10 protein-coding genes are annotated in these 12179 nt (G+C 48.2%); 3 read left to right on the top strand and 7 right to left on the bottom strand.

Annotation, left to right across the window (positions count from 1 at the left end):
• Nucleotides 1-38 precede the first annotated feature (38 nt).
• Nucleotides 39-959 carry a carbohydrate kinase family protein gene (locus tag C1H71_RS14445; RefSeq protein ID WP_130107173.1) on the top strand — a complete coding sequence of 307 codons (921 nt, stop codon included), beginning with the start codon at nucleotides 39-41 and terminating at the stop codon, nucleotides 957-959.
• Here the strand turns inward: C1H71_RS14445 and C1H71_RS14440 are convergent.
• The 3 genes from C1H71_RS14440 to C1H71_RS14430 form a co-directional block, all read right to left on the bottom strand.
• Nucleotides 956-1561 (bottom strand): hypothetical protein, encoded by a 606-nt coding sequence (locus tag C1H71_RS14440; RefSeq protein WP_130107172.1) that lies wholly within the window; start codon nucleotides 1559-1561, stop codon nucleotides 956-958. The two genes, C1H71_RS14445 and C1H71_RS14440, sit on opposite strands and share 4 nt — an antisense overlap.
• Nucleotides 1562-1706: 145 nt before the next feature.
• Complete coding sequence (locus C1H71_RS14435; RefSeq protein ID WP_130107171.1) at nucleotides 1707-2165, bottom strand: LEA type 2 family protein; 459 nt, start codon at nucleotides 2163-2165, stop codon at nucleotides 1707-1709.
• Nucleotides 2158-2565 (bottom strand): acyl-CoA thioesterase, encoded by a 408-nt coding sequence (locus C1H71_RS14430; protein WP_130107170.1) that lies wholly within the window; start codon nucleotides 2563-2565, stop codon nucleotides 2158-2160. The genes C1H71_RS14435 and C1H71_RS14430 overlap by 8 nt, the downstream gene beginning before the upstream one ends.
• 229 nt (nucleotides 2566-2794) lie before the next feature.
• Between C1H71_RS14430 and C1H71_RS14425 the strand changes: the two genes are divergently transcribed.
• Nucleotides 2795-5125, top strand: a complete 2331-nt coding sequence (locus tag C1H71_RS14425; RefSeq protein ID WP_130107169.1) for an AsmA family protein — start codon at nucleotides 2795-2797, stop codon at nucleotides 5123-5125.
• Nucleotides 5122-6156, top strand: coding sequence for an A/G-specific adenine glycosylase (gene mutY, locus C1H71_RS14420; protein WP_130107168.1), 1035 nt, complete (start codon nucleotides 5122-5124; stop codon nucleotides 6154-6156). Before C1H71_RS14425 ends, mutY begins: the two co-directional genes overlap by 4 nt.
• A gap of 128 nt (nucleotides 6157-6284) precedes the next feature.
• On the opposite strand, the gene C1H71_RS14415 is transcribed toward mutY, so the two are convergent.
• The 4 genes from C1H71_RS14415 to rarD form a co-directional block, all read right to left on the bottom strand.
• Nucleotides 6285-8078, bottom strand: a complete 1794-nt coding sequence (locus C1H71_RS14415; protein ID WP_130107167.1) for a carbon starvation CstA family protein — start codon at nucleotides 8076-8078, stop codon at nucleotides 6285-6287.
• Between the two features lie 118 nt (nucleotides 8079-8196).
• Nucleotides 8197-8916, bottom strand: a complete 720-nt coding sequence (btsR, locus tag C1H71_RS14410) for a two-component system response regulator BtsR (RefSeq protein WP_262488301.1) — start codon at nucleotides 8914-8916, stop codon at nucleotides 8197-8199.
• Between the two features lie 14 nt (nucleotides 8917-8930).
• Entirely contained in the window at nucleotides 8931-10619 is a 1689-nt protein-coding gene (locus C1H71_RS14405) for a sensor histidine kinase (protein ID WP_130107166.1), read from the bottom strand.
• 475 nt (nucleotides 10620-11094) lie between these two features.
• The gene (rarD, locus tag C1H71_RS14400; RefSeq protein WP_130107165.1) at nucleotides 11095-12003 is read right to left on the bottom strand and encodes an EamA family transporter RarD; all 909 of its coding nucleotides are present in this window, start codon (nucleotides 12001-12003) and stop codon (nucleotides 11095-11097) included.
• Between the last annotated feature and the right edge of the window lie 176 nt (nucleotides 12004-12179).

The following is a 12179-nucleotide window of genomic DNA, read 5'->3' as shown; positions in this document are numbered from 1 at the left end:
ACCACGACTTAATCTATTTAAAACTCAAAAAGAACATCATGAATCAGCCTAGCATTCGTCCTCTGCCCCGCTTTATTGCTGCTGGGGAAGCCCTCACCGATATGATTAAAACCGAAGGCAACCATTGGCAAAGTAAAGTGGGCGGCTCTACTTGGAATGTCAGCCGCGTGCTCGCTAGCTTAGGCGTAGCAAGTGCTTTTGCTGGGGCAATCAGTAAGGATTGTTTTGGCCAAGATTTATACCAAGCATCGAGCCAAGCGGGTTTAGATGTGCGCTTTTTACAGCAGCTAGATAAGTCACCCTTGCTGGCGATTGTGCCAGCTAGCCATCCACCGCAATATTTCTTTATTGGTGAAGACTCAGCAGATTTGTATTTTGCCCCAGAAGCCCTCCCTGTCGGCTGGCAAAGCGCAGTCAGCTGGGTGCACTTCGGTGGCATCAGCTTAGCGCGCCAGCCCTTAGGCAAACGCTTACTCGCCCTAGCGATGGAACTTAAGCAGCTCGGAGTTAAAATCAGCTACGACCCCAACTTTAGAATTTTGATGGATCAAGAGTACGACGCAACATTCAAAGCCATGAGCCAGCTAGCCGATGTGATCAAGGTATCTGATGAAGACTTGGCAGGCTTATTTCGCAGCGCAGACATCGATCAAGCATTAAAAACGCTCATCAGTTGGAACCCTCAGGCCAGTATTCTCTATACCCGTGGCGCAGGCGGCGCATCTTTAATCACACCCAACACCATCGTAATCAGCGCAGCAATTGAGATAAATGTAGCCGATACGGTAGGGGCTGGGGACGCCTCAATCGGCGGACTAATTTATAGCATGATGACTTGGCCAGGGCGCGAAGCGGGCGAACATTTACGCTTTGCTATCGCCAGCGGCGCAGCGGCCTGCATGCAACACGGCGCAAGCCCGCCCAATTTAGAAAGCATTCAAGCGCTGTATTTGGCTTAGTGCCCGCTCGGCTTGGCTGCAGGCTCAGCAGGTGCTTCGGCAGGTTTGCCCTGAGCACTGCGATTTTGGTTAACGCATTCCTTCCACGCTGCACTGCCCTTGCCTCCGCCTGCGGGTAAGACGCAGTCTCCGCCACCAAACTTCACATAACCACCACCTGCGGGTTTGATATCCGCGCCTGCGGCTTCACCATGCGTTGCCGCTGGCGCAGCAGCTGCGTCGTGTTCTGCTGCGCCAGTGGCTTTTGCGCCGCCGCCACGCCGTTCTAAGTCTTCTACTTTGACTTCTAGCTCTTCTACTTCAATTTTCTTTTCTTTTACTTCTTTTTTTAACTCGGAGATTCTTTCCTCAAGCTCTTTACGCGTCTCGATGGTTTCTTCAAAAGAAACCTTCAGGCGAGCAATTTGCTCAACGTATTGCGCTCTTTCAAAATTACGCTTGGTCATCCCAATCGCAATGCCAATAATCAGCACCAACAAAAATCCAAAAAAACCGCCGCCAATCATGAGTGCTAAACGGTTTTTTTGCATAAAGGAGGGGCTAGGCTCACCATTCACTGTGTGCTCGTCGTGTGTGGCGGCAGGTGTAGCATGATCACTCATTGCTCTCTTTCCAATTTAATTCCAAACCTAGTTAGAAACTAGCCCTTGTCGGCACTGCAAATAAGGCCTAACGGCCTATTTTGTCTGTGGCCTCGCTTGCAGATCAGGTCTAGCCTCTCACTCGTTTTTGGGGTAATCAAGTTAGTCAGGGTAAAACCACTTCCCCTTGACGTTCAAAGCTTATGCCATCCGGACGTAAAGGTAGGAACAGTTTACCTTTAATACGATAGGCGATTGGCTTGCCACTTGCTTGCAGAACATTAAATTGTTGGATAAAAGTGGCTAGAGATGTACTGACACGCAGTTTGACCACCGCCGATCCCAAGCGCGGCAGCGTGGTTGCCTCATTAGAAACCCCATTTGCAAAGGGTTTGTCATTGACCTCTAAATTGATATTTAGCCCATTTAATGGAATATCAATATTATTAGGATTATTTACCCGTAAGTTTAAAATAAATTGCTGCTCTAGCAGGCTCACCTCAGCCACGCTGATTCCAGCCAAACTCACCGTTGGCTTTTCTAAATCTGTAGGCAAGCTGCCGCAAGCAGCCAACCCAAGCAACAGCCCCAAGCAGGCAAGAAGTTTGATGCATTGTTTAAACATGCATCATCCCTTGCAAACGCTCCGCCAGCTCGCCCTCTAGTGGCAAAGCGCCAGGCGATTTAGCGCTAATCACCGCAAATGTCACATCCGCTTCAGCCACTAATTTATCGTTATCTAAACGCAAGATACGCTGATTAATAATGCCTTCTTTTTCACCTATATGCGTTAATCGAGTTTCAATTTTTAGCACATCGCCCATTGTGGCAGGGCGTTTATAACGGATATCAACGCGACTAATAACCAAGGCTAAACGCTCGCTGGTAAACCATTCAAAACCACCACTTTCGTCAACCAATGCCCAACGTGCTTCTTCCAAAAATTCTAAATAACGTGCGTTATTCACATGACCATATAAATCTAAATGGTAACCGCGAACCTTAATTTCTGTAGTTTGTGCCATATATTCCTCATAGGTGTGAAAATTATTATTAATACAAAGCCTAAATACATAGGCCAGATCGCCGCAAAGCAAAGCTACTGATTTAACATCACAAATGCCGTTCCAAAGCCAATACGCACCAAGAAATAGGGAAAAAATACCACCTTAATCTGGCTTATGCCGTGCTTTTTAACGCAATAAGATCAATCTTAACTTTGAAATTAATCCAAGTCTTCGGGATAATCCCGCTATGCACCGTCCTCACATAGATTGGCGACACTCTCGCCCTTTCAGAATTTGCCTGCTTTTGCTCGTCATGATTGTGACCCTGCTTGGCACGCTGCCCTATTTTATTTCTTTTGATCTAATCAAAAGTGAGCTTTCCAGCATGCTGGAAAAAGACACACAGCGCCAACTCACCATACGGGGTGATGCGCGTTTTGTCTTGCTACCACAGCCAGCACTGCTGCTAGATGATGTCACCCTTACCGAGCCTAGCCAAAAAGATATCTTCTCCCACGCTGATCGTGTACGTGTAGAGCTTAGCCTGTGGCCATTACTATTCGGCAAAGGGACAATTAAAGCACTAGATTTTGAAAAGCCAGAGCTCAATGTAATTCGCCGCGAAGACGGCACGTATAATTTTGAAGACCTACTTACACCTAAATCGCAAACTCAGGAGCTGAGTTTCTCGCTTGATACAGTGCACTTTAATGAGGCGGCATTTAAGCTTTCAGATGAATTTTTGGGTGAAAGCATTCGCCTTTCCCGCCTTAACCTCACCATGAAAAACCTATCAGACCCTAAAGCAGGGCGTTTGGATGTGGATGGCATCCTACTGATTGGCGATGAGGATAGACCGGTACAATGGCAAGGCGCTTTGAGTGCCACGGCCGCTATGCGCTATCACGAAGCAGATCATCGCTTGCTGGTGGCTGATTTGCTACTAGAGCTAGAGCAAAAAGGCGGCAGCTCACCTGAATTACGCCTACAAGATGTAAAAGTCAGTACCGTGGGTAATTTAGTCTACGGCTGGCAGCCACTGCGCTTTAAAGGTGGCGAGCTAAAACTAACCGCCTCTGGCCAGCGCGCAGGCCAGCACTGGAAAGGCGAGCTAGATGTGCCAGAGATTTTGTTCTCTAAAGAAGCCATCAGCCTAAACCGCCTTAAGCTGAATGTGGGTATGCAAAGCCCAAGCGGCCAGCTTAGTGCTAAAGCCACCATCCCTACTTTATCTGGCATGCAGCAAGGCCTGCTGCGCACCGATTTAGCCCGCTTTGAAGTAAGAATCAATAGCCCAGAACAAAACCTAGCCCTCTCTTTTGCCAGCCCGCTAGAGCTACTAAAAGGCAGCATTGCTAGATTACCCGCCTATAGCTTAAGCGGTAGCTACACCAACCGTAATTTGCCACGCGGCGCAATTGGCTTAGATCTAAAAGGCGAAGGCACGCTTAATTTGCAGGCAGAAACGCTTAGCCTTTCCAGCCAAGGCCAGCTGGATAAATCGCCAATTAAAGCCACGATAGATGTGAGCGACTTTGTTCATCCCCACTACGCCGTTGATGTGGATTTACACAAACTAGATTTATCACCCTATTTGCCCGTAGTGGCCGCAGGGGCAAAAACAGTTAATCCAGATAAACCTTTTGATTTTTGGTGGCTCAATAATTTAGATGCCAGCGGTAATCTAAAGATTAGCGAACTAGTGTTACAAAAACTGCATATCAATGATATATCTTTACAATTTGCGGCCAAAAACCGTAAATTAAATCTAAACCCGCTCGCAGCTATGCTTTATGAAGGCCAGCTATCAGGCAGCTTAGAAGTAGATGCCAATCGAAAAAACGCTTCTTTCCGTGTTCAGCAAAAGCTTGCCAACATGAATATCAACGCACTCCTAGCCGATGTATTTGATACCAGCCGTTTTGAAGGCCGTGGTCACGTTGATCTGGATGTTTCAGCCGTTGGCAATCAGCTTAGCGATTTACGCCGCACCGCAGGTGGCAATGTGCGTTTACTGCTCAACCAAGGGGCTATTCGCGGAGTTGATCTTGAAGCCTTGCTACGCACCACCAGCCGCCAAATCAGCCTAATGAATGGCGAGCCCACCCCACCCGCTAATTCAAACGCTAAAACAAGCTTTAGTGAGCTACGGTCCACCCTTACCTTAAAACACGGTGTTGCCAGCAATAGCGATCTAGACCTTACAGCTGGCATTTTAAAACTAAACGGCGGCGGCACTTTAGACCTGAACAGCAATGCGATTGATTACAATATGCACGCTAGCGCCAATCCCAAAGTACCCGAGCTTAAGGGTTTAGCTGGCCTAAAACTACCGATCCAATTATCAGGAGCAATCAATGCCCCTGAATATCATATCGATTACGCCAGCCTAAAAGAGCAAATTTTAGTCAAACAAAAAGCTGCAGCTGAACAACAGAAAAGCGCAGCAGAAGCGGCTGCCAAGCAAAAGAAACAACTTGCTGCACAGGCCATCGCCAATAAAAAAGCGACCGATATCGCCGCCAAAGCCCCCGCCACAAAGAAGCTAGCCAATCCCACTAAGAAACCCCATAAATGAGCGATTTTTCCCAGCGTTTAATCGCTTGGCAAGCCATACACGGCCGCCACAATCTACCTTGGCAAGTCAGTGATCCTTACAAAGTATGGCTGTCAGAAATCATGCTGCAGCAAACGCAGGTCGTCACGGTCATCCCCTATTACCAGCAGTTTTTAGAGCGTTTTCCTGACGTGGCTAGCTTAGCCTCAGCCAGCTCTGATGATGTTTTAGCCAGATGGAGTGGCCTTGGCTACTACAGCCGCGCACGCAATCTGCACAAAGCCGCGCAAATGGTCATGGCGCGTTTTGGCGGAGAATTCCCGCGTACGCCCGAGTTACTGGCCGAGCTACCTGGGGTCGGCCCATCCACCGCAGCCGCTATTGCCGCCTTCAGCTTTGGCGCGCACGCGGCTATTTTGGATGGCAATGTAAAACGTGTGCTGGCCCGCTGGGCAGGGATCAGTGGTTATCCGGGCACTAAGTTAGTTGAAAGAGAATTGTGGCAACTGGCGGCAACACTGCTGCCAGATCAAGAAATTGAGCGCTATACGCAAAGTCTAATGGATATGGGCGCAACCATATGCACGCCTAAAAAACCAGCCTGTATCACCTGCCCCGTGTTTGATGATTGTATCGCCCGCCAGCAAGGCCGCCAAGCCGAGCTGCCAACACCCAAGCCCAAAAAAGTTTCGCCAGAGCGCCAAACTGTGCTGATGATGATTACAAGGAATGGCAAGCTTTTGCTAGAACGCCGCCCACCCACAGGCATCTGGGGCGGATTATGGAGCCTGCCAGAAAGCACCTCCACGCTAGAAGCAAGCGCCTCCTGTAGCCAGCGCTATGGGCTTGATGTTGAGTTCGACAGCGCCGCAGAAGACTTTGTGCACGTTTTTACTCATTTTCGCCTCACCATCACCCCACTGCCTGGCAACGTCATCAGCCAGACTGCCCTCACCCATGAAGACCATCTGGGCTGGTTCAGCAAAGCAGAGGCACTGGAATTAGGCCTGCCTACGCCAGTCAGAAAACTGATCACCTCTGGGCGTGGCTAACACACAGCCTGCCGGTAGTGCCGCTCACTAATGCTGTTTTGCTTCCCCCCCTTTTATAAGGGGGAAGCAAAACCAACACATTAAGTAAACGGCATTAGGGCAGGCTGGGCTTTTTAATGCTTGTATTTTTACGCTAGCTTTAGCTCTAAGCGGCGCAGATTGCCCAGCATTTCTTTCCATTTAATCAGTGCAGAAATCAGAATCGCCACACCCAAGCACATCATCACAATAGAAATCATGCCATTAAAGATATTATATCCTTTAGATGCAGGATTAAAATAAACATGCTCTATCATCCAATAGCCCGCGTAATTAACGGTAACAAACAAATACGCCAAAGGAATCAGACAAGTCAGCATATATGTACGGTTTTTACTTAAGCGTAAGATAATCGTCGCGCCAATAATTAAGCCTATCGATGCCATTAATTGATTAGACACACCAAACAGCGCCCATACCGAATTAATATCGCCCGAATTTAATAAATAGCCCCACAGCGAACAAGCCACAATCGATGTACCAATTGCACCTGGCATCCAATCTGTCTGTTTTAATGGCTTCCAGAAATCACCCAAAAAGTCCTGCAATAAATAGCGGGCCACACGGGTACCAGAATCGATCGCGGTCAGAATAAATACCGCCTCAAACATCACCATAAACTGAAAGAAATAAGATGCAAGTTGATTTAATAAAGGAATACGGGTGAAAATATCGGTCATCCCAACCGCCAGAGTAACCGCCCCACCTGTACGCCCGTGTAAATCAAGGCCAATGGCAGAACTTAAAGCAGGTAAATTAACCACATCCATGCCTAAAGTTTTAAATACTTCAGGGCTGGAGTTAATCGCAAAATAATCGGCAGGATGTAATGAAGTAGCCGCAATTAAAGCCATCACCCCAATCATACATTCGGCCAGCATCGCGCCAAATCCAACCGGCAGAATATCGCTCCATTTATCAATTTGCTTAGGCGTAGTTCCTGAGCCAATAAAAGCATGAAAACCCGATATCGCACCACAGGCAATGGTAATAGAAATAAACGGCCATACCGGGCCAGCCAGCACTGGGCCACCACCATGAATAAATTCGGTGACCGCAGGAAACTGAATTTGTGGATTAACAAACACCACGCCCACAATGAGTAAGCCAAATACACCAATCTTCATAAAGCTAGATAAAGCAGCTCTGGGCGTAAGCAGCAGCCAGACAGGCAGTGCCGTTGCAAAGAAAGCATAGACCGGCAAGATCAAAGAAACGGTTTTAGCATTCAGCGAAAACCACTCGCCCAGAAATGTATTCTGAATATACGGGCCGGCAAATACACAGGCCATAATGGCAACCACACCAAGGTAGGAGGCGTTTTTCATATTGCCGGTAACGCGCTCCCACAGGCCGATACAAATCGCGATAGGGATGGTCATAAAGACCGCAAATGCACCCCAAGGATTACGCTCCAGCGCATGCACCACCACCATCGATAAACCCGCCATGGTAATGGTGATAATAAACATCATCGCCAAGCCCGTGCACCAGCCAGCCACTGGCCCAAGCTCCGCCTTAGCGACTTCAGAAAGTGATTTACCATGATGCGACATCGAGGCAAACAGCACCACCGTATCATGCACCGCACCGCCAATCACACAGCCTATCAGCAGCCATAAAAAGCCGGGCAGATAGCCATATTGTGCCGCCAGTACCGGCCCTACCAGCGGCCCGGCAGCGGCAATCGCTGCAAAGTGGCCGCCAAATGCAACCCATTTTTTAGTCGGCAAATAATCTTTACCATCTTTAAGCTCATGCGCGGGAGTTGTCTCTTCATCATTAATATTGAGCACTTTACGCACAAAAAACACGCCGTAAAACCGATAGCAAATCATCAGAATACAGAGTGTGCTGATCACAAAAGTGAGTGCATGATCCATAGCAGTACTACTCCTGGAAAGAATTCCATCACTGTACGGAACAGCTACTGTATGCGGCTTACGATTGTGATTAAGCGGCAGCCCACCCTTGCAAGCGGTAAGCCAGAAGATTAAGTGGTCAGCTATCTATCCCTAAGGCATCTTTGAGCGCTTTCAGATAACGGCGGCTGACTGGCACGCGCAGTTGGGAGCGGGTGATAATCTCTGCAGCTCCGTTTTCAGCAAACACAATTTCTGAAATTCGCTCTGGATTCACTAAATACTGGCGGTGGCAGCGTAGCAACATGGTTTTAAACTCCAGCGTTTTCAGCGTCAGCACGGTAAAACGCTCCTGCCCATCCTGCCCCACCAGATAAACGCCGCTTAATTTTGAACAGGCGTATTCCACATCGGCGGTGGGCATCAGGCAAATCCGGTTATGCCCATGACAAGGCAGCTGATTTAATACCGGCGTCAGCGCAGCGATATTTTGCGGCAAACGCACTTTATGCAGCCGCTCCAGCGTTTTGGCTAGGCGTGAGGCTTCTACCGGCTTGAGCAAATAATCAAAGGCGTGCTCTTCAAAGGCTCTGAGTGCAAATTCATCAAACGCAGTCACAAAAACAATCTGCGGCAGGCACTCCGGATCCAGCATGGCCACCAGCTCCATGCCATTAATTTTGGGCATCTGAATATCTAAAAAAATAATATCCGGATGCCAGCGATGAATCGCCGCCATGGCCTCAATCGCATTGGCCGCCTCGCCCACAATCTCAAGCTGGGTATCGGCCACCAGCAACGCACGCAATTCTTCCCTAGCTAAGGGCTCATCATCAATAATCAAGGCAGTCAGCATCATCAGTTCAAACCCACTTAAAGATTATTCACAGGTAAATGCAGGCTGATCCGGGTGGATTTTTCGGCAACGCAATGCACAGAAACGCCATATTCTGCGCCATAAATGGCCTTAATCCGCCGGTCAACCAGCTTCATTCCTAACCCTTCTGAATGAATTTTAGCCGGATAAAGCCCTGCATTATCCTCAATATGCAGCAGCAGTTCTTTGCTGTTTTGTTCTGCATAAATACGAATATGACCCTGATCAAACAATTGCGATGTGCCGTGTTTAATCGCGTTTTCTACCACAGGCTGCAAAGAAAACGCCGGTAATTTAGCCTGCAAGATTGCACCGCTCAAATCAATATCGACCTTTAAATGATCAGAAAAACGCGCAAGCTCAATTTGCAAATAGGCATTCACATGCTCAATCTCATCGGCCAGCGTCACCTCATCCAGCGTGCGTTTCAGATTTTTACGGAAAAATACCGATAGATACTGGATCAGTTTTCTAGCGCGATCAGGATCATTACGAATCACCGCACTAATGGTATTGAGCGCATTAAATAAGAAATGCGGATTAACTTGTGCGTGTAATAGCTTGACTTCTGTCTGCGCTAATAACAACTGCTGAGCCTCTATCCGGCCGGATAAAATCTGCGTAGACAGCAAGCGGGCAATGCCCTCCCCGAGGGTGCGGTTTAATCTTAAAAACAACTTGCCCCTGTTTTCATACAGTTTAATTGTCCCTATCACCTGGCCATCATCGCCCCATAAGGGAATAACCAGGGTAGAGCCCAGCGGACAGCGAGGGCTGATCGAGCAAATATAGGGCACCTCATTGCCATCGGCATAGACCACCCGATTATCACGAATAGCCGCAAAGGTATGCTCCGAGGTAATCGGTGAGCCTGGCAAATGATGATCAGCACCACTGCCAATAAAGGCCAGAACTTTAGTTCTGTCGGTCATTGAAACCGCACTGACGCTCAGCTCTTCCAATATTATTTTTGCTACTTTAAGGGTATTTTCTTCGTCAAAACCGGCGCGTAAAGCGCCCTCGCTTCTGGCAGCAATTCGCAGCGCCTTGGCAGAAAACGCATTCGAGTATTTTTCCAGCATCTCGCGCCTGTCCAGCAAGATGCGCATAAACATGGCCGAGCCTAAGGTATTGGCAATCATCATGGGAATGCCGATATTTTCTACCAGAGCCAGCGATTTAGAAAAAGGCTGAGCCACCGCAAGGATAATCAGCATCTGCATGATTTCCGCCACTAGGGCAACCGATGCCACCAGTAAAGGCTTAAACAGTAAATCGACCCGGCCCTGCTTCATTAAATAGCGATGAATCAGGCCACTTAACAACCCTTCGCTAATGGTAGAAATCATGCAAGCCAGCGCGGTAGGCCCGCCCAGCGAATAACGGTGCACCCCGCCGGTAAAACCAATGGCCAGCCCCACCGCAGGCCCGCCCAGCAAGCCGCCTAATACCGCGCCAATTGCCCGCGTATTGGCAATAGAGCCCAGGATATTCAGCCCCAGATAAGTACCCAGCACACAAAAAGTAGAAAAAACGGCATAGCAAGCCAGCTTATGCGGCAAGCGAATCGTGACCTGCATTAAGGGGGTAAACAGAGGCGTTTTAGATAATAAGTAGGCAATCAGCAAATACACGCACATTTGCTGCAACAACAATAAAATCAGATTTAACTGTTCGGTAATCATGATGTTAGCAAATGTTTGGTGCGCAAAAAAGCAATTATAGCGCCGATCTGATCACTATCTTACCTAGCAGCCTGTCGGACTTAAGACTGATCTACTACGGAAAAGCCGGATTTGGCCATATTTCACGCATTTTCTCGTTGAATAGCCAGCTATTCGCCTCAAAAACCCGCGAAATCTGTCTCAAACCGGTCTTTCCCTCGCTACGATCGCTTAAGTCCGACAGGCTGCTAGGCTATTTATTGCAATATGATCAAAAACAATAACCTGGCTAATAAATTTTGATGGCTTATCAGGCGGAGATCAAAAGACAAATTAATCTTTTAAATACGGACAAAATAAAATATCAGAGCGCGCCATTCACCCTGCTTAATTAATAGTGCAAAACAAATGCACTCTTTTGCGCCCGCACCATCCTGATGATGCGGGCTGATTGGTTTAGGGTATAGCGCAGGCATCTGCCCGCACGACGCAAACCCTAAGCGGATTGACCAGCTAAGCGGCTGGCCTTCCAATAGCTCATCAAGCCCGCTGCAGAATAAATAATCAACGCGGCCCAGATGAGTGAGAAGCCGATGATGCGATCCATGCCAAATGGCTCTTGATACAGCCATACGCCTAGCAATAATTGCAGGGTTGGGCCGATATATTGGATGATGCCCACAGTAGCCAGCTTCAGCGTTCTAGCACCAGAGGCAAACATCAGCAATGGCAAGGCCGTCACCACACCGGCCCCCATCAATAATGCATCAATATTCCAACTGATATTGCCTAGCGCGCCCAACCCCTGAGCATGAAACCAAAACAAGGCCGCCAGCGCAAACGGCGCCATCAAAAACGTCTCTAAAGCCAAGCCCTCTAAAGACGGCAAGCTGGCTCTTTTACGCAGCAAGCCGTAAATACCAAAACTCAAGCCCAAACACAGCGCAATCCACGGCAAAGTACCTGCCGCAATCGTAATCCACAACACGCCTATGGCCGCTAATCCAACGGCAAAGCTTTGCGAGCCAGTTAAACGCTCACCCAAAAACAATCTGCCCAGCAAAACATTAATCAGCGGATTAATAAAATAACCGAGGCTGGCATCCACCACGCGGTTTTCATTCACCGCCCAGATATACAGCAGCCAGTTTAGCGACAGCAGCAAAGAAGACAGAGCAAAAACCCCCAATACCCGTGGATTTTTTACCGCCGGAATCAGCCAGCCCCAGTTTTTTTGCAGCAATAAAATTGCCGCCACAAATACCGCCGACCAAACAATCCGGTGCGAAATAATCTGTAGCGCATCAATGCCATGCAAAGCCTTCCAATAAAGCGGAAACAGGCCCCAAATAATAAAGGCCAGCACAGTAAACAAAACGCCACGCGAGGTATTGGGAGTAGACATAGAAAAAACCAAAGAAAATAGCCAGAAAAGCAGCAAAGAGCCACTTTAAAGGATACGGTACAGCCTGCTCAAGCAATATCTCACTGCGAACGGTAGGGAATATATACGGTATGAAATATTATTGCAGCGGATACCATAATTAGTGATGTGATAAGATTATGGTAAGCAAAAAACAC

It is taken from the genome of Iodobacter fluviatilis (assembly GCF_004194535.1).
Lineage (GTDB): Bacteria > Pseudomonadota > Gammaproteobacteria > Burkholderiales > Chitinibacteraceae > Iodobacter > Iodobacter fluviatilis_A.
Note: the sequence above shows the minus strand (reverse complement) of the source record. Positions and strands in the feature narration are given on the sequence as shown.

What these genes read in the sequence shown, in the direction of transcription:
- C1H71_RS14445 (WP_130107173.1), top strand. Translation starts at nt 39, where the DNA reads ATGAATCAGCCTAGCATTCGTCCTCTGCCCCGCTTTATTGCTGCTGGG.
- C1H71_RS14440 (WP_130107172.1), bottom strand. Translation starts at nt 1,561, where the DNA reads ATGAGTGATCATGCTACACCTGCCGCCACACACGACGAGCACACAGTG.
- C1H71_RS14435 (WP_130107171.1), bottom strand. Translation starts at nt 2,165, where the DNA reads ATGTTTAAACAATGCATCAAACTTCTTGCCTGCTTGGGGCTGTTGCTT.
- C1H71_RS14430 (WP_130107170.1), bottom strand. Translation starts at nt 2,565, where the DNA reads ATGGCACAAACTACAGAAATTAAGGTTCGCGGTTACCATTTAGATTTA.
- C1H71_RS14425 (WP_130107169.1), top strand. Translation starts at nt 2,795, where the DNA reads ATGCACCGTCCTCACATAGATTGGCGACACTCTCGCCCTTTCAGAATT.
- mutY (WP_130107168.1), top strand. Translation starts at nt 5,122, where the DNA reads ATGAGCGATTTTTCCCAGCGTTTAATCGCTTGGCAAGCCATACACGGC.
- C1H71_RS14415 (WP_130107167.1), bottom strand. Translation starts at nt 8,078, where the DNA reads ATGGATCATGCACTCACTTTTGTGATCAGCACACTCTGTATTCTGATG.
- btsR (WP_262488301.1), bottom strand. Translation starts at nt 8,916, where the DNA reads ATGATGCTGACTGCCTTGATTATTGATGATGAGCCCTTAGCTAGGGAA.
- C1H71_RS14405 (WP_130107166.1), bottom strand. Translation starts at nt 10,619, where the DNA reads ATGATTACCGAACAGTTAAATCTGATTTTATTGTTGTTGCAGCAAATG.
- rarD (WP_130107165.1), bottom strand. Translation starts at nt 12,003, where the DNA reads ATGTCTACTCCCAATACCTCGCGTGGCGTTTTGTTTACTGTGCTGGCC.